The organism is Serratia sp. 22264, from assembly GCF_052045345.1.
Taxonomy (GTDB): Bacteria; Pseudomonadota; Gammaproteobacteria; order Enterobacterales; family Enterobacteriaceae; genus Serratia; species Serratia plymuthica.
This window is the reverse complement of the sequence record NZ_JBQEOY010000002.1, coordinates 309,072-330,760: the sequence shown is the minus strand read 5'-3', so window position 1 is coordinate 330,760 and position 21,689 is coordinate 309,072. Positions and strand designations below refer to the sequence as shown.

Sequence of the window (21,689 nt, the reverse complement as noted above, 5' to 3'; positions counted from 1 at the left end):
TAATCGGTCAGGTTGCTAACCTATATGCGGGCGATTTTTTGCTTTTCAACTGCCCGCTATCTCAGTCTTTCCCGCGGTCAGCAACTGCGGTTGCAAATAAGATGGGGCCATCCCACTCAGCATCAAGGGGCAAGGTGAAAAAAATTTCTTTTTTATCGTCACTCAGATCATTGTTTCCTACTCAGGGGATCATTATGATGCCGCGCGCTCTGATGGAAGTTACGGTTTTTTCGGCCATTCAGACCATTTATGAATTTACTTAGCTATTTCCGTTAATTTTCTGTTATCGCAGAGGACATATGCACACCAACAAGTTGGCAAATCCCGGCCCTCTCGGCCTGATGGGCTTCGGGATGACCACCGTCTTGCTGAACCTGCACAACGCGGGCTTTTTCCCACTGACTTCCGTCATCATCAGCATGGGGATTTTCTTCGGTGGCCTGGCCCAGATTATGGCCGGCCTGCTGGAATACAAGAAGGGCAACACCTTCGGCATGACCGCCTTTATCTCTTACGGCAGCTTCTGGCTGAGCCTGGTCGGCATTCTGCTGCTGCCACGCCTGGGCCTGGCCGAACCGACCGACGCTACCGTGCTGGGCATTTACCTGGCGCTGTGGGGCGTTTTCACCCTGTTCATGTTCTTCGGCACGCTGTGCGCCAATCGTGCGTTGCAATTCATCTTTGCCAGCCTGACGCTGCTGTTCGCCATGTTGGCGATTGGCAACATCACCGGCAACCACGCGCTGCTGACCTTTGCCGGTTATGAAGGGGTGATCTGCGGCGCCAGCGCCATTTACCTGGCCATGGCGGAAGTGCTCAACGAGCAGTTTGGCCGTACGGTGCTGCCGATTGGCGCAGTGACTGCCAAAGGTGCGGAGCCTATTCCGGCGATGGCGTAATTGCCTTTGGCCTGAAACAAAAAACCCTGCGACGCAGGTTTTTTTTTTAGCTGTAGGAACCGGCGCGTTGCACCTTGGTTTCGCTGTTTAAATCGCGGTGCAGATAGATGCCCAGCAGCAGCCCGATACCGGACAACGCCAGCACGTAGTAAGCGGGGGCTAACGGGGTTAACTTCATGATCAGCGTGACAAATATTGGGGTTAAACCACCAAAAATAGCGTATGCGACATTGTATGAGAACGAAATCCCGGTAAACCGTACTTCTGCCGGAAAAGCCCGCACCATCACGTAAGGCACCGCACCCACTACCCCCACACTGAAGCCTACCAGGGCATAGCAAGCAAACAGCATTTCCGGGTGCACGCCCACCGTCTGATAGAACAGCCAGCTGCAACCGGCCAGCAATAAACTGCCGACGATAAAGGTTTTACTGGCGCCAAAGCGATCCGCCGACAGCCCGGCGGCAATGCAGCCGGCAATCAGCATAATGGTGGCGATGCTGTTGGCCTGCAGCGACAGCGCCGGGGCGATGCCAAACTGTTTTTGCAGGTAGGTTGGCGTCATCAGAATGACCACCACGATACCCGCGGACAGCAACCAGGTGAGCAGCATAGACACCGCCACTTCCTTGCGATGATTCAGCACCACGGATTTTAGCGGCAGCTCCTTGGCCAGCGCTTTGCGCGCTTGCATCTCGATGAAGATGGGCGTTTCCTGCAGCCAGCGGCGCAAATACATCGCCACCAGCCCGAAGATGCCACCGAGCAAGAACGGGATACGCCAGCCGCCGTCGAGAATGGTCTGTTGGCTCAAGGTGGTGTTGATCACCGTCGCGACCAGCGACCCCAGAAGGATGCCGACGGTCAGGCCGGCGGTCAATGTGCCACAGGCGAAGCCGATACGGCGGCGCGGCACATGCTCGGCGACAAATACCCAGGCGCCCGGCACTTCACCGCCAATCGCCGCCCCTTGCAACACGCGCATCAACAACAGTAACAACGGTGCGGCAATGCCGATATTGGCGTAAGTGGGCAACAGGCCCATCGCCAGCGTCGGTAACGCCATCAACAGAATGCTCAGGCTGAACATTTTTTTGCGACCAATCCGATCGCCGAAATGCGCCATCACGATGCCGCCCAGCGGCCGGGCCAGATAACCGGCGGCGAAGATACCGAAGGTCTGCACCTGTCGCAGCCATTCCGGCATGTCCGCCGGGAAAAACAGCTCGCCCATCACCGCGGCAAAGAAGACGAAAATGATGAAGTCATAAAACTCCAACGCACCGCCGAGGGCAGCCAACGTCAGAGTTTTGTAGTCTTGCCGGTTTAACCGGCGATTATTGTCGTGAGGCATAGGGTACCGTCGGAAAAGGCTGTAGAAATAAAAGCCGCAGGCTTTCTGTAAACGAATTCTTACTATAGCGGCAAATTATTTTCACACCAGACGGACTGAAGCTAATCTCACAGATCGCTGAAATTTAGAGGTTTATCTCGCGGCGTGCGTTCTTCGGGCGAAATGCTGCTACCACCGCCGCCTGCGTTTCCACATAAGGCCCTTCGAGCAATTGGATGCAATAAGGCACGCTGGCGAAAATGCCGTGCACCACCGTCTTGCCCTGCTCATCCTTCACCCCTTCCAGCGTTTCCTTGATCGACTTCGGCTGCCCCGGCAGGTTGATGATCAACGCCTGTTTGCGGATCGCCCCGACCTGGCGTGAAAGAATTGCCGTTGGCACATAGTGTAGGCTGATTTGGCGCATTTGCTCGCCGAAGCCGGGCATCACGCGATCGGCTATCGCCAGGGTGGCGTCAGGCGTCACATCGCGCCGTGCCGGGCCGGTACCGCCGGTGGTCAGCACCAGGTGGCAGCCCATTTCATCCACCAGCTCGCACAGAGTCTGTTCGATAAGCGTCTGCTCATCGGGGATCAGACGGGTTTCCAGTTTAAAGGGCGAGACGAGTGCGGCGGTCAGCCACTCTTCCAATGCCGGAATGCCCTTATCCTGGTAAACACCGCCGGAAGCGCGGTCGGAAACAGAAACCAAACCAATACGTAATATATCCATGCGTAACCTCTACAGCCTGATGGGTTCACTTCCCATCCTGTTATTAATCCTGAGAGTATAAAGTGTCTGGCCCACCGCCGGGCGCGGCGAGCATAAAAAAAGGTGGCCTGAGCCACCTTTTTCGCGCTGATTGCGGTAATTACAGCAGATCGGCGATCATTTTTTCCAGCTTGCCCTGGTCTACGGCAAACTTGCGGATACCGTCGGTCAGTTTCTCAACCGCCATTGGATCCTGGTTGTGCTGCCAGTAGAACTCAGGCTCGGTCAGCGCAGCAGGGCGCGCTTTTACTTCGCCGGTATAAGCCAGTTTACGTTCCAGTGCGCCTTCGCTCTCTGCCAGTTCTTTCAGCAGCGCAGGGGCAATGGTCAGACGGTCACAGCCAGCCAGTTCGATGATTTCACCCACGTTACGGAAGCTGGCGCCCATCACCACGGTGTTGTAGCCGTGCTCTTTGTAATACTGGTAGATCTCGGTAACGGAAACCACGCCCGGATCTTCGTTTGGCGCGAACTCTTTCTTGTCGCCATTGGCTTTGTACCAGTCGAGGATACGGCCAACGAACGGAGAAATCAGGAACACGCCGGCTTCAGCGCAGGCGCGCGCCTGAGCGAAGGAGAACAGCAGCGTCAGGTTACAGTTGATGCCTTCTTTTTCCAGTTGCTCCGCTGCGCGGATGCCCTGCCAGGTAGAAGCCAGTTTGATCAGGATGCGATCGTTGCTGATGCCGGCATCGTTGTACAGTTTGATCAGGCGCTTGGCCTTGGCAACGCTGGCGACGGTGTCGTAGGACAGGCGTGCGTCCACTTCCGTGGAGATGCGGCCCGGAACCAGTTTAAGGATTTCCAGACCAATGTTGACGGCCAGCTTGTCGGCGGCATCGGCGATCTGCTGTTCGCGATCGCTGCTCTGCTCGCGCGCCCAGGCAATGGCTTCGTCAATCAGTTTACGGTATTCAGGAATTTGAGCTGCATTGAGGATCAGCGAAGGATTGGTTGTGGCGTCTTGCGGTTGATACAGCTTCATTGCCGCGATATCGCCCGTGTCCGCAACCACAGTAGTGAGCTGGCGCAGGGAAGTTAATTTATCGGTCATGTTGGCATTATCTCATCGTTTGTGCATGAACTTTTGGCATCGTTCAACCATGCCCTGCCCTGATAATAACATGCGCAAGGCCCGGTGCAAGGCTGGAAAATCGCGGCCAGACGGCGTTGATTTTTTCCTTGGGCGAGCAACCGTTTACGCAGATATCTTTCGTCATTCCCGAGCTAATGAAAAGGCAATAACGTGCTATCGATGAAATGAATTATGTTAAATTCGCGCCCAATGAGGCGAGAGATCCTGAGCCTTGAGACAAATCTCAATTCATCTGAACCCGGCTGATTTCAGCTAAGCTATTGTAAAAACTGACTCAATGTATTTTCACCCGCGGTGGATGCTGCGCGGTGTGCGGTAAATTTCATCAAGGAGGGATCCGTGACGGACCTGATAGATTTTATAAACACTGTTTTGTGGGATTCGGTACTGATTTATTTGCTGCTGGGTACGGGCATTTATTTCACCCTGCGGACCCGCTTTATTCAGGTCCGCCATTTCAGCCACATGTTCTCGGTGCTGAAACACAGCAACAAAAGCGACAGCGCAGGCGTCTCCTCTTTTCAGGCGCTGTGTACCACCCTGGCGGCACGCGTCGGAACCGGTAACCTGACCGGCGTGGCGATAGCCCTCACTGCCGGCGGCCCGGGGGCGATCTTCTGGATGTGGGTGGTGGCGTTTATCGGCATGTCCACCTCGTTCGTCGAAAGCAGTCTCGCCCAGCTCTACAAAACCAAAGACGATCAGGGCAACTACCGCGGCGGCCCGGCCTACTATATGGAAAAGGGCCTGGGCATGCGCTGGATGGGCGTGCTGTTCTCCCTTTTCCTGATCATCGCCTTCGGCTTGGTGTTTAATGCCGTCCAGGCCAACTCCATCGCCCGGGCTTCCGCTGTCGCTTTCAACGTGAAGCCGCTGCACGTGGGGATCGGCCTGGTGTTGCTGAGCGGCATCGTGATCTTCGGTGGCATCCGTTCCGTCGCGCGCGTGGCCGAACGGGTGGTGCCGCTGATGGCCGGCGCTTATCTGCTGCTGGCTTTCTGGGTCATTGGCCACAATATTGAGCAGATGTCGACGATCCTAACGCTGGTGATCAAGAGTGCCTTCGGGCTGCAGGAAGCGGCGGCCGGTGCCGTCGGCTATGGCATTTCGCAAGCGATGGCCCAGGGCGTTCAGCGCGGTCTGTTCTCCAATGAGGCCGGTATGGGCTCCGCGCCCAATGCGGCGGCCTCCGCGTCACCTTACCCGCCGCACCCCGCCTCGCAGGGCTATGTGCAGATGTTCGGGGTCTTCATCGATACTGTCGTTATCTGCAGCGCCACCGCCGCGATAATTCTCTCGTCCGGGGTGCTGGATCAGCCGGTAGCCAGCGTCAGCGGCATCGATATGACCCAACGGGCGCTGTCCTCCGCCGTCGGCAGTTGGGGAGCCCCGTTTGTCGCCATCGCCATTTTCTTTTTCGCTTTCACCTCGATCATTGCCAACTATGCCTACGCCGAGAGCAATCTGGTGTTCCTTGAGCATAACCACCCGGCCGGGTTGACGATTTTCCGCTGCGCGGCACTGGGCATGGTGATGTTTGGCGCGCTGGCCGAGCTGCCGGTGGTATGGAAAATGGCCGACACCTCGATGGCGCTGATGGCGATCACCAACCTGACGGCGATCCTGCTGCTGTCGCGCGTGGCGCTGAGGCTGGCCAACGACTACCACCGCCAGCGCAAGCTGGGGCAATTGCCCACTTTCGACGTGAAGCGTTTCCCCGAGCTGAAATCCCAGCTTGAACCGGGCGTATGGGATAAAGGTTAACTTTTGCGGGTGCGTTTCGCCTATCAGACCCATTGCCCCTTTTTCTCGCGCTTTTTGCTACAGTGTTCATTCTTGGATAAACAGGATCTGGCCATGCTCGTTATTATTTCACCTGCAAAAACCCTTGATTACGAAAGCCCGCTGGCGACAGAACGCTTCACGCAGCCCGAATTGCTGGACAAGTCGAAGCAACTGATCAAAATCTGCCGCGAGCTGACGCCGGCGCAAATCTCCAGCCTGATGGGCATCAGCGATAAACTGGCCGGCCTGAATGCCGCTCGCTTCAGCGACTGGCAGCCTAAATTCACCCCAAACACCGCCCGCCAGGCGTTATTGGCTTTTAAAGGCGATGTGTATACCGGCCTGCAGGCGCAGGACTTCAACGAAGAGGACTTTGATTTCGCCCAGCAGCACCTGCGGATGCTGTCCGGCTTATATGGCGTGCTGCGCCCGCTCGATCTGATGATGCCTTACCGGCTGGAGATGGGCATCAGGCTGGAGAATCCCAAGGGCAAGGACTTGTACAGTTTCTGGGGCGAGCAGATCACCAAAAAGTTGAACGAGGCGCTGGAACAACAGGGTGACGACGTGGTGGTCAATCTGGCTTCCGACGAGTACTTCAAGTCGGTGAAACCGGCCAAACTGCACGGCACGCTGATCAAACCGGTATTTCTCGACGAGAAGAACGGCAAATATAAGGTGATCAGTTTCTACGCCAAAAAAGCGCGTGGGTTGATGAGCCGCTTTATCATCAAAAATCGCCTGACGCAGCGCGAGCAATTGGTGGATTTCAACCTGGAAGGCTATGTCTTTGACGAAGCCGGTTCCCAGGGCAATGAACTGGTGTTCAAACGCCCCGAACAGTAAAAAGAACGCAAAAAAAAGCCGTCGCAATGACGGCTTTCGTTTTTAGGCTGGGCGGTTTCAGGCCGGCAGAGCCATCAGGAATTTACGCAACTCGGCGAAACCGGCCGGCAGGCTGTGGGACAGCAGCGGCAAATCGGCACGCAGCGCCAGCGCCTTCGGCAGCGGCAGCTCCTGGCCGAGGATCTCTTCTACGCTCTCTTTGAACTTGGCCGGATGCGCGGTGCCGAGGAACAAACCAAACTCCCCTTCCCGCAGTTGATCGCGCAGAGCGCGGTAAGCGATCGCGGCATGCGGTTCTGAGAGATACCCCAATTGCGCCAGTTCCCGCATGGTGTCCCTGGTGGTTTCATCGCTCACCGTAGCGTGGCCCAGATCTTTCAACTGCCAGATTTTACGGCGGAACAGCTCTTCCACCCGCGGCCAGTTGTTCGGCTGGCTGACGTCCATCGCATTCGACAGCGTCGCGACCGTAGCGTGCGGCTGCCACTGACCGTTGGTCAGGAAGCGCGGCACGGTGTCGTTGGCATTGGTGGCAGCAATAAAACGCTTCACCGGCAGGCCCAGCGATTTGGCCAGCAGACCGGCGGTCAGATCGCCGAAGTTGCCGCTTGGCACCGAGATCACCAGTTGATTGCGCGCTTCCTGCGGCAATTGCGCCACCGCTTCGAAGTAGTAGCAAATCTGCGCCAACAGGCGGCTGATATTGATGGAGTTTGCCGAGTTCAGGTGCAGCGCTTCTTTCAGCTCCTGATCGTCAAAGGCCTGTTTCACCAGCGCCTGGCAAGCATCGAAGTCACCGTCGATCGCCACGGTGTGGATATTGCCGCCCAGGGTGCAGAACAGTTTTTCCTGCAGCGGGCTGATTTTGCCCTGCGGATACAAGATGACCACGCGTACGTTCTTCAGACCGTAGAAAGCGTGCGCCACGGCAGCGCCGGTATCGCCGGAGGTCGCCGTCAGGATAGTCACCGGCTGATCGCCCGCCACTTCCGCCAGCATCTGCGCCATAAAGCGGCCACCGAAGTCTTTGAACGCCAGCGTCGGGCCGTGGAACAACTCCAGGCAGGCAATGTCGTCTTCTACTGGCGCAACCGGCGCCGGGAATTCAAACGCCGCCGCCACGCGCTTATGCAACGCCTCTTCCGACACTTCATCGCCGATAAACGCCGACAGGATGCGGGTGCTGCGGGTGACAAAGTCCTGCTCCAGCAGGTGATCGATTTCGGTCAGTTCGAACTCCGGCAGATCCAGCGGGAAAAACAGCCCTTGCTGTTTGCCCAGGCCCTGTTTGATCGCCTGTGCAAAGCTGACCTGCTCGTTGTGATCCTTAAGGTTGTACAGTTTCATGCGTTATCCCAGTAGTCGTGCGCCTGCGGTATCCAGACGGCAAATATGAACAAAACCTTCGTCGTTTTGCAGATAGTGATTGGTCAGCCAGTCGGCCATGCGTTGTGCGGTGGCGCCATCGTCACAGACGGCGAACAGCGTCGGGCCGGAGCCGGAGATGCCGCAAGCCAGAGCGCCGATGTCCTGCGCGGCCTTGCGCGCGTCGGCAAAGCCCGGCAGCAGGCGGGTACGGTACGGCTCGGCAATCACGTCCTGCATCAATTTGGCTGCCAGACGCGGCTGCTGGGTATGGCAGGCATGGATAAAGCCCGCCAGATAGCGACCATGGCTGATACAGTCCTGACGGCGGTACTGCGCGGGCAGGATAGCGCGCGCTTCGGCGGTGGACACCTTGATGCCCGGGTAGGCCATCACCCACAACCAGTCTTTAAAGCAGGGCACTTCCTGGCTGATGAACCCCTCTTCTTCCAACATCAGTTGCAGGCCGCCCAGGTAGCATGGCGCCACGTTGTCGTAATGCACACTGCCGGAGATACGGCCTTCCAGCTCGCCCATCAGGCCAAGCAGCGTCATTTTGTCCAGCGGACGATTGCAGAATTCATTCATCGCCATCAATCCGGCGACCACCGAACAGGCGCTGGAGCCCAGCCCGGAACCGATCGGCATGTTTTTCTCCAGCCGCATCGCCACCGGGATCTGCCGGCCTATCTCCTGGCAGAAACGCTCCCAGCACTGGTAGACGATATTTTCTTTCGGATCGTCAGGCAGTTTGCTGACGAAGCGGCCGGCGTTTTGCAGGCTGAACGTTTCGGCGGCTTCCACGCTGACGCAATCGCCCAACAGGGTGCCGTCGATCGGAGACACCGCTGCACCCAGAACGTCGAAGCCGACGCTGACGTTGCCAATTGAGGCCGGTGCATACACCTTAACCATATTAAACTCCCAACTTCCATGACAGTGTGCGCAACAGGTCGGCAAATACCCCCGCCGCAGTCACATCATTACCGGCGCCGTAGCCGCGCAACACCAAAGGTAATGGCTGATAGTAACGGCTGTAGAAGGCCAGGGCGTTCTCACCGTTCTTCACTTTATACAACGGATCGTTGCCGTCTACCGCATCAATGCGCACCTGACAGCGGCCATCTTCGATCACGCCGACATAGCGCAACACCTTGCCCTGCTCGGCGGCGTTAGCCACGTTGCGCGCGTATTCCTTATCCAACTCCGGCAAGCGCGCCAGGAAGGTTTCCACATCACCGGAAGCGTCAAAGGACGGCGGCAGCGCCGACTCGACCTCAATGTCCCCCAGTTCCAGCTTGTAACCCGCCTCGCGGGCCAGGATCAGCAGCTTGCGGGCTACATCCATGCCGGAAAGATCGTCACGCGGATCCGGCTCGGTGAACCCTTTGGCCTTGGCCTCCAGGGTCGCCGCCGACAGCGACATGCCTTCGTCCAGCTTGCCGAAAATAAACGACAGCGAACCGGACAGGATACCGGAGAAACGCGTCAGTTCGTCGCCGGCATTCAGCAGATTTTGCAGGTTCTCGATAACCGGCAAACCCGCGCCGACGTTGGTGTCGTACAGGAACTTGCGGCGTGAGCCGGCAGCGGCGGTGCGCAGCTGTTGATAGTAGTTCATCGACGAGGTGTTGGCCTTCTTGTTCGGTGTCACCACGTGGAAACCATCGGCCAGGAAATCCGCGTATTGGTCGGCGACCGCCTGGCTGGAGGTACAGTCGACAATCACCGGGTTCAGCAGGTGATACTCCTTCACCAGACGGATGAGGCGGCCCAGATTGAACGGTTCTTTAGCCGCGGCCAGTTCCTCTTTCCAACTCTCCAGAGCAATACCGTGCACATTGGTCAGCATGGCTCGGGAATTGGCGATACCGCAGATGCGCAGATCGATATGCTTTTGTTTCAGCCACGGCTGCTGGCGATAAATCTGCTCGATCAAGGCGCCGCCGACGCCGCCGACGCCGATGACAAACACTTCAATCACCTGATCGGTATTGAACAGCATCTGGTGGCAGACGCGAACGCCGGTGGTGGCGGAATCGTTGCTGACCACCACCGAGATGGAACGCTCCGACGAGCCCTGGGCGATGGCGACAATGTTGATATTGGCGCGCGCCAGCGCGGAGAAGAAGCGGGCCGAGATGCCGCGCAATGTGCGCATGCCGTCGCCCACGACAGAGATAATCGCCAGCTTCTCCATCACGTCCAGCGGCTCGAGCAAGCCGTCTTTCAGCTCAAGATAGAATTCGTCTTCCAGCGCACGGCGCGCACGCTGCAGTTCGCTCTGCGGCACGCAGAAGCTGATGCTGTATTCGGAAGAGGATTGGGTAATCAGCACGACCGAAATACCGGCGCGCGACATCACGGCGAACACCCGAGCGGCCATGCCGACCATGCCCTTCATCCCCGGGCCGGAGACGTTGATCATTGCCATGTTGTTCAGGTTGGTGATGCCCTTCACCGGGGTATCGCTATCCACGTTTTCACCGCCGATCAGCGTGCCGGGAGCCTGCGGATTGGAGGTGTTTTTGATCAGGCAAGGGATTTGGAACTGGGCAATCGGTGTGATGGTACGGGGGTGAAGCACGCTGGCGCCGAAATAAGAAAGCTCCATCGCCTCCTGGTACGACATCGACTTCAGCAGCCTGGCGTCCGGCACGGTGCGCGGGTCGCAGGTATAAACGCCGTCTACGTCGGTCCAGATCTCGCAACAGTCGGCGCGCAGACAAGCGGCCAGTACGGCGGCAGAGTAATCGGAACCGTTACGGCCCAACACCACCAGCTCGCCCTTGTCATTACCGGCGGTAAAACCGGCCATCAGCACGATGTGATCCGCCGGGATAGCCGAGGCGGCGATGCGCAACGTGGATTCGGCGATATCTACAGTCGACTCCAGATAATGCCCCTGCGCCAGCAGTTTCTCTACCGGGTTGATCACCGTCACCGGGAAACCTTTGGCGCGGAATACGCCTTCCATGATGGCGATGGAGAGCTTCTCGCCACGGCAGATAATCGCCGCGTTCACGCTGTCCGGGCATTGCCCCAGCAGCGCTACGCCGTGCAGCACCTGCTTCAGTTGGGCGAACTCCTGATCGACCAGGGTCTTCAGGCGATCGTATTCGAAACCTGGCAGAGCCTGCGCCAGGCCGCTCAGCAGGTCGGCGAAGATGCGCTCCGCATCGCTCATATTTGGCAGAATGTCTTGCCCGGCCACCGTTTTTTCAATCATCGCCACCAAGTGGTTGGTGATCTTTGCAGGCGCGGACAATACCGTGGCTACCTGTCCCTGACGTGCGTTACTTTCCATGATGTCGGCAACGCGCAGAAAACGTTCTGCATTCGCTACCGAAGTTCCGCCAAATTTCAGCACTCGCATTTCTGATCTCTCCCGAATTTAAGCCGAAAAAAAAGCCCGCACTGTTTAGGTGCGGGCTTTTTTCTTTTGTTTCCTGTACGCGTCAGCCCGCCCCGTTACCTGTGGTTTCGGTGGTGGTAATAATTGTGATATTCAGGCTGATGTTTCGCATTTTTTCTGTCTGTCTCATTAAATACTCTGTCCCCTCTATTGGTTAAAGCAATCGCTTTCCCAAGTCAAATTATTTCTTGTTTTTGCCCATTTTCCGCCCCGCTTGGCGAGTGAGCAATGCGATAGCAGAAAAGCCAAATGGCAGAACAAAAAAACAACCTGAAGGCAGTTTTGCAGTGGATCACACTGCATAATGACCAGAGCTTGCAGGTATCACTTTGTGAGCTTTTTTTCGATGTCATGCAGCAACCTGTGCAACATCGCCGTATCCCGTTGTGGCAGAACGCCCAGCCGCTGGTGCAGCCAATCGCGCAATTTTTGGTCATCGCTGACCCCCAACGCGCCCAATAATCCTTCGGCGCGCTGACGCAATGCCCGCAACTGCCCTTCATTGGCCATCGTCTCCTGCGGCGCACTGACGTTCATCAGTTCCGACAGTTGATAGCAATACACCATGACCGCCTGGCCGAGATTCAGCGAAGGGTAGTCCGCCTGCATAGGTACGCCGGTCAGCAGATCGGCCAATTCCAGCTCTTCATTGGTCAGGCCGGAATCTTCGCGGCCAAATACCAGGGCAGCCTGATTCACCCACTGACTGCGCTCGCCCAATTGCCCCAATAGTTGCTGCGGCGTACAGTAATAATGGAAACGCGCACGGCTGCGGGCCGTAGTGGCTACGGTGAAGTCCACGTCCGCTAACGCCTGAGACAAGGTGGCGAAAGTCTGCACGCCATCGAGGATCTCCCCCGCCCCATGAGCGACCCAGCGCGCTGCCGGCTGCAGGTGCGCTTCGCTGTCGACGATGCGCAACGAGGTGAATCCCATGGTTTTCATTGCCCGCGCTGCGGCGCCGACGTTTTCCGGCCGTGCCGGAGCCACTAAAACAATATGAAGCTGCATCAATACTCCACAGAAAGAGGAATCGCGAGTTTTTGACTGTTCGGGATAGTCTGATTATATTTACAACTGCGCAACAAAAATCCCAAAAATTGCTACAGAGATGTATAAATAGGTTTTTTAACGGATAAATAGAGTGGAATAGATATTATTGCCACTTATGTTTTACTATTCTTATTAATCAATACGTTAAAATAGCATTCTTATCAATAAGCTCATAATTGTAACCTATTAAGCGCAACAATGCTGAATCGTACACAGAATTTGTGGTTCTGTGACTTAAGCTGGCAGTTCTGTAAGTGTTTTTCACAAAACTGTTAACGTGCTACAATTGAATTTGATATATGTCAACAAAGCGTAGTTTTGTTGGGTGATGAATTCGGCACGCACTGTTATATTGCTGTTAATAGGGTTAGGATATCCGCCGTTTTGGCACCTTTGGGGTGTAAGGAATAACCGCCCCACCAAGCTAGCGATCTTGTTGACATTAGATGGAAAGTGCATCAAGAACGAGTTTACGTACTTTAGTCATTTGGTAAGAGGGAACGTGAGCGCTATCTCTGCCCTCGTCTAAGAAAGCAAAGACTTCTGTACTTCCTATTTTCTATTTTGTTGGCAATTTTAGGTAGCAAATATGCAGACCCCGCACATTCTGATTGTCGAAGACGAGTTAGTCACTCGTAACACCCTGAAGAGCATTTTCGAGGCGGAAGGCTACGTTGTTCATGAAGCCAATGATGGTGCAGAGATGCACAACATCCTGTCTGAAAATGATATCAATCTGGTTATCATGGACATCAATCTGCCAGGCAAAAACGGCCTGCTGCTGGCGCGTGAACTGCGCGAACAGGCCAGCGTCGCGCTGATGTTCCTGACCGGCCGCGATAACGAAGTGGATAAGATCCTCGGATTGGAAATCGGCGCTGATGACTACATCACCAAGCCGTTTAATCCGCGTGAATTGACCATTCGCGCACGCAATCTGCTGTCTCGCACCATGAACCTGGGCAGCGTCGGCGAAGAACGTCGACTGGTAGAAAGCTATAAATTCAACGGTTGGGAGCTGGACATCAATAGCCGCTCACTGATCAGCCCGGCGGGCGAACAGTACAAGCTGCCGCGCAGCGAATTCCGCGCCATGCTGCACTTCTGCGAAAACCCGGGCAAGATCCAATCCCGTGGCGAGCTGCTGAAGAAAATGACCGGCCGCGAGCTGAAACCGCACGACCGTACCGTAGACGTAACCATTCGCCGCATTCGCAAGCACTTCGAATCAACGCCGGATACGCCTGAAATCATCGCCACCATTCACGGTGAAGGCTACCGTTTCTGCGGCGATCTGGAAGAGTAATCTTTCCCGCGTTAAAAACATCAGGGGTTCATTTGAACCCCTGATTTTATTTCGTCTCACCCCAAGGGATGATAGGCACCGCGCTCAGCGCATTTTTCGGTGAACCATCCACCACACGGTCTGAATAGCTCAGATAAATCAGCGCATTGCGGGTAGCGTCGTAGAAACGCACCACCTGCAGCTTTTTGAATACCAGCGACGTCCTTTTCTGGAACACCACAGTCCCTTCCGCCTTGCCGTTTTTGATTTTATCGTTCAGGGTAATCGGCCCCACCTGTTGACAGGAAATAGCCGCATCCGCCGTATCTTCCGCTAATCCCAGGCCGCCTTTGATGCCACCGGTTTTTGCCCGACTGATATAACAAGTTACATTTTTAACATCCGGATCGTCGAACGCTTCCACCACAATTTTGTGGTCCGGACCAAAGAGTTTAAATACCGTATCGACCGAACCTACTTGTTCAGCCTGCGCGCTGTTTACCGTTGCGCAAACTAAACCAAACAAAAATATCCATCCTTTTTTCATTCACTTAACTCCAAGAGCTACCGCCTGGAAAAAACAGGCTCAGCGATCAATATTGTTTATGTCTTAGGTCACAGAATCGGGATTTTTCTGGTCCGCACTCCTCTTTCTAGCACAGAGCGTGAAAAAAATCTTTGAGAGTCTCGGAGGAAAAAAATTGCTATTATGCGGCGTCGTTATTTCTTTGCGCCCGTTTAAGGTGTGCCCCTGTCCAACTCTTGCGCAACGTGCTGCAAGAAGCAAAGAGTGCTACGCAAAATGGCTCATGGATTGGTCTGATAGCGCAAGCACCTGCGTAATGAATAAACAGTTCGGGTTCCTACCCTAAAGCTCTACGAGGAAGATCTATGGATCAAGCCGGTATCATTCGTGATCTGCTTAGCTGGCTGGAAAGCCATTTGGACCAACCCTTGTCGCTGGACAACGTGGCGGCAAAAGCGGGCTACTCTAAATGGCATCTGCAACGGATGTTCAAAGATATTACCGGTAACGCCATCGGCGCATATATCCGGGCAAGGAGACTGTCTAAAGCTGCGGTGGCGCTGCGTTTAACCAGCCGACCGATTTTGGATATCGCCTTGCAGTATCGCTTCGACTCGCAGCAGACCTTCACTCGCGCGTTTAAAAAACAGTTTGCGCAAACGCCGGCGTTGTATCGCCGTGCCGAAGACTGGAACGCGTTCGGCATCTGTCCGCCAATCCGCCTGGGTGCCTTCACCCTGCCTCAGCCTGAATTCGTCACGTTGCCGGAACAGCACCTGATTGGCCTGACGCAAAGCTATTCTTGCACGCTGGAGCAAATCTCCAACTTCCGTACCGAGCTGCGTTCACAGTTCTGGCGCCAATATCTGGGCGAAGCCGAGACGCTGCCACCGGTACTCTACGGGTTGCACCATTCGCGCCCGAGCCAGGAAAAAGACGACGAACAGGAAGTGCTGTACACCACGGCGCTGGAGCCGCACCACGTGCCGGATAAAGTTCAGGAAGGCCAGCCGCTGGTGTTGCAGGGCGGTGAATATGCGATGTTCAGCTATGAAGGGCCGGCTTCCGGTTTGCAGGACTTTATCCTGACGCTGTATGGCACCTGCCTGCCGGCGCTCAAACTGACGCGCCGTAAAGGGCACGACATCGAGCGCTTTTATCCCAAGGGTGACCGTCGGCCACCCCAACCGCCGACCGAGATCAACTGCGACTACCTGATCCCGATCCGCCGTTAACGCTGCAGTTCGTCCAGCGCGGGCATGTCCAGATGCGTGACATCGCCCGCCGTTTCCACGATCCAGCCGGAAGCCAACCATGGGCTCTGTTGATGATCAACACGCGACAACGAACAGTTACGCAAACGCAGGCGGCGCTCGGCATAGGCCGGCAACCCGAGCACGGTGCTGATCAGGCAGCCCAGGGCAATGCCGTGGCTGACAATCAGCGGTTTACTGCCTTCAGGCAACATCAGGCAACTTTCCAGCGAGGCGCGCATCCGTTCGCCCAGCTCGTTCATGGATTCACCTTGAGGGATACGGCCTTCAGCCGTGCCATCGACCATCTGTTTGCGCCACTGTTCTTCCTGCGGCGTCAGGCTGTCGATCAGGCGCTCTTCCAGCACCCCCATATGCAGTTCACGCAAACGTGGATCGTTAATCACCTCGCAGCCGCAAGCTTCCGCGATGATTTGCGCGGTGCGACGGGTACGCCCCAGATCGCTGGTGATAACGTGCGTGATGCCCTCTTTGCTGACACGCCGGGCAACCAGATGCGCCTGATGTTCACCCTTGGCGGTTAACGGGCTGTCGGACTGGCCCTGGATACGGCGAGCCGCATTCCATTCCGTTTCGCCGTGGCGAACGAGGTATACCTGTAACATTTTGCTTTTCCGTTATACTGCGTGAAACCTGAGTTTATCTTCGTCAGAAGCGGCTTACGCAAGCCTCTGACGCAGTGAATAGGCTCTTAGCTTAAGGATGCTAAACCCGTTATGTATCATGTTGTCGCTGCAACTACCAACCCGGCAAAGATCAAGGCTATTCAGTTGGCCTTTGATGACACCTTTGGCGCGGGCCAATGTCGCATTGAATCTGTCGACGTCGCCAGCGGTGTCTCACTGCAACCGATAGGCAATCACGAGACCCGCACCGGCGCACGCCAGCGCGTAATGGAAGCCCGTCAGGTTCGCCCGGAGGCCGACTTTTGGGTCGGCGTGGAAGCAGGCATCGAAGAGAATATGACCTTCGCCTGGATGACGGTGGAAAGCCCGCATACTCGCGGCGAATCGCGCTCAGCCAGCCTGATGCTGCCGGAGATAATTTTACAGGGAATTCGCGCCGGCCGCGAATTGGGCACGGAGATGGCGGCCATCACCGGCAATGTCGACGTGAAGCGCCAGGGCGGCGCTATCGGCATCTTTACCGATGGGCGATTGAGCCGCACCAGCGTTTATCATCAGGCCCTGCTGCTGGCGCTGGTGCCATTTCGCAATCCTGTCTACCAAAACCACAACGGCACGCCGAATAAATAACCCATGCCGGGCGCGGCGCTACTGCGCATCGCCCAGCAACTGTTGCTCCAGCCACTGTTTCAACGCCGGCGTCGCCGCTTTCAGGCTGTTCGAACCGCGAGTGATGGTGGCAATTCCCGCCCCCAGTTCGTTCTTCAGTTCCCGTTGGCTCATCTCACCGCGCATCAGTTCCTGAATAATCCGAACCCGCGTGCCTAAGGCCGTGCGCTCATCCGGCGTCAGCAACAGTTGCATCAAGGGCTGGTGCAGCTCCTGAGCGAACGAATTTTGCAGCAGCGCGACAAAGCGCAGCCAATCCTCATTGCCTTGTTCTGAAAGAGCCGGATCGTTAAGCGATAATTGCGTCATGGCAAGCCACCATACTATTTAACTAGTACAGCAGCATACCATAGCGCCGTCAAAATCAATAACGTCTCTGCCATTCGGCATCGGTCAACACTTTGGCCGGGCGGTGCATCAAATAGCGGTAAAACGCGTCGTAAGCCAACACGTTCTTCACGTAGGAACGGGTCTCCGAGAACGGGATGCTTTCAACAAACGCCACCGCATCGACGCGCCCTTCGCTGTTCCCCAACCAGGTATTCACCCGCGATGGGCCGGCGTTATAAGCCGCCGACGACAGGATGCGGTTACGGCCAAACTGCTGGTAAACGTACTCCAGGTAGCTGGTACCGATAGTAATGTTGGTTTTCGGATCAAGCAGCTGGCTCGGGCTTGAGTAGCCGGGAATATTGTACATTTGCACGGTATGTTGCGCGGTCCGCGGCATCACCTGCATCAGGCCGCTGGCCCCCACCGGTGACTGCGCTTTCGGGTTCCAGGCGCTTTCCTGACGGGCAATCGCCATGGCGTAGCTCGGCGTGATCCCCTTGTCATCGGTAGCGCTGCGGAACTCTTGCGACCAGGCCACCGGGAAGCGCTCCTCGAGGTGATCCCACAACTTGCCGACGATGGTTGCCTGCACGCTGAGATCGGCCCAATTCTGCTCGAATGCGAAACGCGCCAGCGCTTCCTGTTCAGGCCGGCTGCGGCTGGCAACGAACGAACTCCACTCGCTGCGCGCCAGGTTATCCATGTTCCAGTACATCAACTCTCGTACACGGGCGATTTCCGGCCCGTCCACCAGCGAAGCGCGGGGCTTGGCCGCCACCGCCACCATAACCGGATAAGGCGTATTCAGTTTCTGCGCCGCCACCATCGGGTAGAAGCCACGTTCGTTCATCAGGCTGCGCAGGATCTCTTCACCCTCGCCGCGTTTGCCTTCGTCCAGCAAGATGCTCGCACGCCAGTAACGCCATTCGTCTTTATTGCGCGATTCTGCCGGCAGGCGCGCAAGCCAGGTCGCCACGCCCTGACGATCGCCGCTGCCCAGCGCCATGCGCACACGGCGTTCCAGCAGCGTCGGAGACTGGCTACGCAGGATCACCTTATCGCGCCACTGGGTCTGCTCGAAGGTCGCATCGCTGCCCATCAGGCGCCACGCCACCGCTTCTTCCAGCCCCAACCGCTCGCTGTCGCTCATTTTCTGCAGGCGGGCGATACTCGGGATCATCGCACGGGCGTTTTCCGCATCCTGACGAGCCAGCCGCTCGAAAGCGATGCCGGTCGCCGCCCGGGTAAAGTCAGTCGGACCAACGCTGCGGGCGAAAGCCTCTACGGTGGCGGGATCGTTCTGCAGGCGTACCAGCGCGTCACCCATGGTCTGATATTCGGACGGCAACTGGCGGTAAAGGCTGTTAACCAGGCCGCTGTTGCCCTCTTTTAACGCCAGCTTCATGCGCGCCAGGGTATTCAGCGGCGTTTGCTTGCCGGCCCCCTGCCAGACGTTGAACAGTTTGTCGCAGGTGCCCGGCAGCGTTTTACCGCTCATCCAGAGATCGTCCGCGCCGCTCCAGGCTGCCTGCTGATCGCCGGTAGCCCATTTGGCGTAGTAATAATTACAGCGTGCGGCTATCGGTTTGGGGGCCTGCGGGCTGAAAGCCAGCAGAGTGCGCCAGTCCTCACGGCGCGCCAATTCATTGACAAAACGAGGCGCCAGCGACTTGGCGGGCGGCAACGTCGGGTGCTGCTTGATAAAGTCATTCACCTCGGAGAAGCCGGCCTGGCTGAGATCCTGCGTCAGTTCGCGGTATTCCAGATAAGGGTAAAGCGGGTAATCACGCAGCGTCGGCATCAGTTGCGCCACGACATCCATCTGATTGCTGTCCCATGCCTGCTTGACTTGCAGGTAACGCTGACGCTGTGCGTCGAGAGAGTCCGCCAGTGCCGCGCCCGAGAATGCCGTCAGGCACACTCCCACGGCCAACAGCCGCCATTTGTCTACCTTGACCATACTTACTCTTTCCTCGCTGGTTGTGTTGCCAGAACCCCCTCCCCCTTGCCGCGCTACGCCAACGGTCAAGGCCCGGAGAAACCGGTTCTTCGAGTATTTCGCGCCCTGAAGTGGAATACACGCCAGAGCAAAAAGGTGTGCGGAGCGATAAGCTCAGGCATCTATCATAGACAGCGCAATCGCCTATCCATTCACTACTGTAGAAGAAGAAGTTTATCGTCATGAGGGGCGTCAGGTAAAAAACGTTTACCCTGGCTGACAAATTAACTACAGGCACTGCGCAAATCGCCGTACTGCCGTTTTCTTTGCCGAAAACGCCTGGCCAACTCCCCGAGGCGTTTTATACTGTTAAAAAAAGATAGGATAAATCCGAGAAAACGGCACATAAAGCGCGCAACAGAGATATCTTATAATACAATCCGCGCCAATTATGGGTTAGATAGTGTTCATCAGACAGTGCGATTAACAGTTCTTAGCATTACGATTATCCCCTCCGTCGGGTCAGGTTTTTCATTGTTAGATCACCGCTACCGTACTGCGGACGTTGGCAGGAATGGCAGATGAAGATGGCAAAAAATGCCGTGATGTTAGCAGCCAGCGCAAAAAGCTCATTCACGAGCTTCATTTGCGCACGTCTTGACGACAGCCGCCTGCTACCCTTCATTCTGGTCCTGCTGTTGGCGTTTCCCGGGCTGGCTCGTCCCGAGACGCGCAGTCCCTATCAGAACCGTACACATGCCGTCACCACCGTCGTGGTCGGCATTATCAGCTATGCCCGCTGGCCCAGAGAACCCAAGCCCATCCGTCTGTGCGTAACGGCACCGACCCAATATGCCGAAGGCCTGTTCGACCCTATTTTGCTGAGCGCTCCCCGGCCGATCAAAACCGAGCGAGTGCCCTTTGACAGCCCTTTGCTGAACACCGGATGTGACGTGATTTATTTGGGTAATATCAACGCCGGACAGAAACAAAACTTTATACAGCGCATCCAGGGGCATTCCATTCTCAGTATCAGCGAGAACGACGGCGAATGCTCTGCCGGCAGCGCGTTTTGCCTGCAGATTGACGGTGACCAGGCCAGTTTCAAAGTAAATCTGGACGCTCTGGCACGCAGCGGCGTACGCGTTCATCCTAACGTGCTGCAGTTGGCGCGCAAACAGGCGCCGCCGCTATGATATGGCTGCGCAAGAACCGCTCCGGGCATTCGCGGCCCACGTTGGGCAGGGTGCTGCAACGGGCAAATCTTGGGCTGGCGCTGATTGCCGTCGGCACCGCCGGGATTTTCCTGACGTTGGTAGCGCTGTTTGCGCTGCGCGCCTACGCCAACCACAACCTGCATCTGATTGCGCGCTCCATCAGCTATACCGTCGAGGCCGCCGTGGTGTTTGGGGATCGCCCCTACATTCGAGAGGCGATGGTGCTGATCGCCTCCAAAGAAGAGGTGTCGGAAGCCAAAATTCTGGACAACGGCGGCAACGTGCTGGTCAGTTGGCATCATCCCAAAGACGGTCCGCTGCATGGTCTGGAACAGATTGTCGCTCGCTGGGCGCTGCCGGAGCCGGTGGTTTTGCCGATCACCCATGAGGGCAAGCAGGTCGGCAAGGTCTGGCTCAGCGGCAACGGCGGCAGCCTGTTGCGTTTTCTGCTGCGCGGCATAGTGGGCATGATCGCCTGCCTGGTACTCAGTACCCTGTGTGCGCTGGTGCTCTCTCGCCGCATGCTGGTCGGCATTGTCAGTTCGCTGGACGACATCGCCAAGGTGGCGCACGCGGTGCGCCGCGATCGCACCTTTGGGCTGCGTGTGCCGTCGGCACCGATCGCCGAACTGCACGAACTGAGCAACGACTTCAACGGCCTGCTCGATGAGCTGGAAGACTGGCAGGCGCACCTGAAGCAGGAAAATGATTCGCTGACCCACCGGGCGACCCACGACAGCCTGACCGGGTTACCGAACCGCGCCTTTTTTGAAGGCCGGCTGAGCCGCGCGCTGGGCGATATTCAGCCGACGGAAAAACTTGCGGTGTTGTTTATCGACGGCGATCGCTTCAAGGAAGTGAATGACAGTTACGGTCACGCGGCCGGTGATGCGGTGCTGACCACCATTGCCGGGCGCATTCGCGCGCAACTGCGTGAAAGTGACCTGGTCGCGCGTTTAGGCGGCGATGAGTTCGCCGTGCTGTTGGCGCCGGTTCACAGTACGGAAGATGTGCTGCAAATTGCCGACAACATTATCGACTGCATGACCCAACCGATAATTTTACCGAACGACGAGGCGGTGACGACCTCTCTGAGTATCGGTATTGCACTTTACCCTGAACATGCAGTAACGCCTCAGGGTCTTTTGCACGAAGCTGACGATGCGATGTATCAGGCAAAGCATCGTTATAACGGAGGCTGGCGGCTGGCAATACAGAAATAAAGCCCCAGCTATAAAATTAAAACCAGGGATTTG

The 21,689-nt window shown here is 56.5% G+C and carries 20 protein-coding genes and 1 other annotated feature; of the genes, 8 read left to right on the top strand and 12 right to left on the bottom strand.

Annotated elements, in window-relative coordinates; all coding sequences use genetic code 11:
- Positions 1-299 precede the first annotated feature (299 nt).
- Positions 300-899, top strand: a complete 600-nt coding sequence (satP, locus tag ACTJJ1_RS12515; RefSeq protein ID WP_440833900.1) for an acetate uptake transporter — start codon at positions 300-302, stop codon at positions 897-899.
- A 46-nt stretch (positions 900-945) separates the two neighbouring features.
- On the opposite strand, the gene ACTJJ1_RS12510 is transcribed toward satP, so the two are convergent.
- The 3 genes from ACTJJ1_RS12510 to tal all read right to left on the bottom strand — a co-directional run bounded on the left by ACTJJ1_RS12510 (position 946) and on the right by tal (position 4,058).
- Entirely contained in the window at positions 946-2,253 is a 1,308-nt protein-coding gene (locus ACTJJ1_RS12510; protein ID WP_440833898.1) for an MFS transporter, read from the bottom strand.
- A 124-nt stretch (positions 2,254-2,377) separates the two neighbouring features.
- Entirely contained in the window at positions 2,378-2,965 is a 588-nt protein-coding gene (mog, locus tag ACTJJ1_RS12505; RefSeq protein WP_004950007.1) for a molybdopterin adenylyltransferase, read from the bottom strand.
- Positions 2,966-3,104: 139 nt separating this feature from the next.
- Entirely contained in the window at positions 3,105-4,058 is a 954-nt protein-coding gene (gene tal, locus ACTJJ1_RS12500; protein WP_004950006.1) for a transaldolase, read from the bottom strand.
- Positions 4,059-4,439: 381 nt separating this feature from the next.
- On the opposite strand from tal, the gene ACTJJ1_RS12495 reads away from it, so the two are divergent.
- Together ACTJJ1_RS12495 and yaaA are read left to right on the top strand one after the other, a co-directional pair.
- A complete protein-coding gene (locus tag ACTJJ1_RS12495; protein ID WP_440833895.1) occupies positions 4,440-5,864 on the top strand; it encodes an alanine/glycine:cation symporter family protein in 1,425 nt (474 codons plus the stop codon).
- A gap of 93 nt (positions 5,865-5,957) precedes the next feature.
- Positions 5,958-6,731 carry a peroxide stress protein YaaA gene (gene yaaA, locus ACTJJ1_RS12490; protein WP_004950002.1) on the top strand — a complete coding sequence of 258 codons (774 nt, stop codon included), beginning with the start codon at positions 5,958-5,960 and terminating at the stop codon, positions 6,729-6,731.
- A 57-nt stretch (positions 6,732-6,788) separates the two neighbouring features.
- On the opposite strand, the gene thrC is transcribed toward yaaA, so the two are convergent.
- The 5 genes from thrC to ACTJJ1_RS12465 all read right to left on the bottom strand — a co-directional run bounded on the left by thrC (position 6,789) and on the right by ACTJJ1_RS12465 (position 12,522).
- On the bottom strand, positions 6,789-8,078 hold the full coding sequence (thrC, locus tag ACTJJ1_RS12485) for a threonine synthase (RefSeq protein WP_004949999.1): 1,290 nt from the start codon (positions 8,076-8,078) through the stop codon (positions 6,789-6,791).
- A gap of 3 nt (positions 8,079-8,081) precedes the next feature.
- Complete coding sequence (gene thrB / locus ACTJJ1_RS12480) at positions 8,082-9,011, bottom strand: homoserine kinase (protein WP_004949998.1); 930 nt, start codon at positions 9,009-9,011, stop codon at positions 8,082-8,084.
- A 1-nt stretch (position 9,012) separates the two neighbouring features.
- A complete protein-coding gene (gene thrA / locus ACTJJ1_RS12475; protein WP_004949994.1) occupies positions 9,013-11,472 on the bottom strand; it encodes a bifunctional aspartate kinase/homoserine dehydrogenase I in 2,460 nt (819 codons plus the stop codon).
- A gap of 25 nt (positions 11,473-11,497) precedes the next feature.
- Positions 11,498-11,616: a sequence feature (Thr leader region), on the bottom strand.
- A complete protein-coding gene (thrL, locus tag ACTJJ1_RS12470) occupies positions 11,555-11,623 on the bottom strand; it encodes a thr operon leader peptide (protein WP_100220745.1) in 69 nt (22 codons plus the stop codon). (Overlaps the previous feature by 62 nt.)
- 212 nt (positions 11,624-11,835) lie before the next feature.
- Complete coding sequence (locus ACTJJ1_RS12465; RefSeq protein WP_004949991.1) at positions 11,836-12,522, bottom strand: tRNA/rRNA methyltransferase; 687 nt, start codon at positions 12,520-12,522, stop codon at positions 11,836-11,838.
- A gap of 631 nt (positions 12,523-13,153) precedes the next feature.
- Here ACTJJ1_RS12465 and arcA point away from each other — a divergent pair.
- Complete coding sequence (gene arcA, locus ACTJJ1_RS12460; RefSeq protein WP_004949989.1) at positions 13,154-13,870, top strand: two-component system response regulator ArcA; 717 nt, start codon at positions 13,154-13,156, stop codon at positions 13,868-13,870.
- Between the two features lie 46 nt (positions 13,871-13,916).
- Here arcA and creA read toward each other — a convergent pair whose 3' ends face one another.
- Positions 13,917-14,396 (bottom strand): protein CreA, encoded by a 480-nt coding sequence (creA, locus tag ACTJJ1_RS12455; protein ID WP_004949986.1) that lies wholly within the window; start codon positions 14,394-14,396, stop codon positions 13,917-13,919.
- Between the two features lie 344 nt (positions 14,397-14,740).
- Between creA and robA the strand changes: the two genes are divergently transcribed.
- Positions 14,741-15,610, top strand: coding sequence for an MDR efflux pump AcrAB transcriptional activator RobA (gene robA, locus ACTJJ1_RS12450; RefSeq protein ID WP_004949984.1), 870 nt, complete (start codon positions 14,741-14,743; stop codon positions 15,608-15,610).
- Here the strand turns inward: robA and gpmB are convergent.
- Positions 15,607-16,254: a 2,3-diphosphoglycerate-dependent phosphoglycerate mutase GpmB gene (gpmB, locus tag ACTJJ1_RS12445; protein WP_004949982.1), complete on the bottom strand. Its 648-nt coding sequence runs from the start codon at positions 16,252-16,254 to the stop codon at positions 15,607-15,609. The genes robA and gpmB overlap by 4 nt on opposite strands.
- A 111-nt stretch (positions 16,255-16,365) precedes the next feature.
- Between gpmB and yjjX the strand changes: the two genes are divergently transcribed.
- Entirely contained in the window at positions 16,366-16,905 is a 540-nt protein-coding gene (yjjX, locus tag ACTJJ1_RS12440; protein WP_440833889.1) for an inosine/xanthosine triphosphatase, read from the top strand.
- An 18-nt stretch (positions 16,906-16,923) separates the two neighbouring features.
- On the opposite strand, the gene trpR is transcribed toward yjjX, so the two are convergent.
- Both trpR and sltY read right to left on the bottom strand, forming a co-directional pair.
- On the bottom strand, positions 16,924-17,253 hold the full coding sequence (gene trpR, locus ACTJJ1_RS12435) for a trp operon repressor (RefSeq protein ID WP_004949979.1): 330 nt from the start codon (positions 17,251-17,253) through the stop codon (positions 16,924-16,926).
- A gap of 55 nt (positions 17,254-17,308) precedes the next feature.
- Entirely contained in the window at positions 17,309-19,237 is a 1,929-nt protein-coding gene (gene sltY, locus ACTJJ1_RS12430; RefSeq protein WP_440833887.1) for a murein transglycosylase, read from the bottom strand.
- Positions 19,238-19,797: 560 nt separating this feature from the next.
- Between sltY and ACTJJ1_RS12425 the strand changes: the two genes are divergently transcribed.
- Positions 19,798-20,412 (top strand): YfiR family protein, encoded by a 615-nt coding sequence (locus ACTJJ1_RS12425; protein WP_004949975.1) that lies wholly within the window; start codon positions 19,798-19,800, stop codon positions 20,410-20,412.
- Positions 20,409-21,656 (top strand): diguanylate cyclase domain-containing protein, encoded by a 1,248-nt coding sequence (locus tag ACTJJ1_RS12420; RefSeq protein ID WP_004949971.1) that lies wholly within the window; start codon positions 20,409-20,411, stop codon positions 21,654-21,656. Before ACTJJ1_RS12425 ends, ACTJJ1_RS12420 begins: the two co-directional genes overlap by 4 nt.
- Positions 21,657-21,689: the final 33 nt, after the last annotated feature.

What these genes read in the sequence shown, in the direction of transcription:
- satP (WP_440833900.1), top strand. Translation starts at nt 300, where the DNA reads ATGCACACCAACAAGTTGGCAAATCCCGGCCCTCTCGGCCTGATGGGC.
- ACTJJ1_RS12510 (WP_440833898.1), bottom strand. Translation starts at nt 2,253, where the DNA reads ATGCCTCACGACAATAATCGCCGGTTAAACCGGCAAGACTACAAAACT.
- mog (WP_004950007.1), bottom strand. Translation starts at nt 2,965, where the DNA reads ATGGATATATTACGTATTGGTTTGGTTTCTGTTTCCGACCGCGCTTCC.
- tal (WP_004950006.1), bottom strand. Translation starts at nt 4,058, where the DNA reads ATGACCGATAAATTAACTTCCCTGCGCCAGCTCACTACTGTGGTTGCG.
- yaaA (WP_004950002.1), top strand. Translation starts at nt 5,958, where the DNA reads ATGCTCGTTATTATTTCACCTGCAAAAACCCTTGATTACGAAAGCCCG.
- thrC (WP_004949999.1), bottom strand. Translation starts at nt 8,078, where the DNA reads ATGAAACTGTACAACCTTAAGGATCACAACGAGCAGGTCAGCTTTGCA.
- thrB (WP_004949998.1), bottom strand. Translation starts at nt 9,011, where the DNA reads ATGGTTAAGGTGTATGCACCGGCCTCAATTGGCAACGTCAGCGTCGGC.
- thrA (WP_004949994.1), bottom strand. Translation starts at nt 11,472, where the DNA reads ATGCGAGTGCTGAAATTTGGCGGAACTTCGGTAGCGAATGCAGAACGT.
- ACTJJ1_RS12465 (WP_004949991.1), bottom strand. Translation starts at nt 12,522, where the DNA reads ATGCAGCTTCATATTGTTTTAGTGGCTCCGGCACGGCCGGAAAACGTC.
- arcA (WP_004949989.1), top strand. Translation starts at nt 13,154, where the DNA reads ATGCAGACCCCGCACATTCTGATTGTCGAAGACGAGTTAGTCACTCGT.
- creA (WP_004949986.1), bottom strand. Translation starts at nt 14,396, where the DNA reads ATGAAAAAAGGATGGATATTTTTGTTTGGTTTAGTTTGCGCAACGGTA.
- robA (WP_004949984.1), top strand. Translation starts at nt 14,741, where the DNA reads ATGGATCAAGCCGGTATCATTCGTGATCTGCTTAGCTGGCTGGAAAGC.
- gpmB (WP_004949982.1), bottom strand. Translation starts at nt 16,254, where the DNA reads ATGTTACAGGTATACCTCGTTCGCCACGGCGAAACGGAATGGAATGCG.
- yjjX (WP_440833889.1), top strand. Translation starts at nt 16,366, where the DNA reads ATGTATCATGTTGTCGCTGCAACTACCAACCCGGCAAAGATCAAGGCT.
- trpR (WP_004949979.1), bottom strand. Translation starts at nt 17,253, where the DNA reads ATGACGCAATTATCGCTTAACGATCCGGCTCTTTCAGAACAAGGCAAT.
- sltY (WP_440833887.1), bottom strand. Translation starts at nt 19,237, where the DNA reads ATGGTCAAGGTAGACAAATGGCGGCTGTTGGCCGTGGGAGTGTGCCTG.
- ACTJJ1_RS12425 (WP_004949975.1), top strand. Translation starts at nt 19,798, where the DNA reads ATGAAGATGGCAAAAAATGCCGTGATGTTAGCAGCCAGCGCAAAAAGC.
- ACTJJ1_RS12420 (WP_004949971.1), top strand. Translation starts at nt 20,409, where the DNA reads ATGATATGGCTGCGCAAGAACCGCTCCGGGCATTCGCGGCCCACGTTG.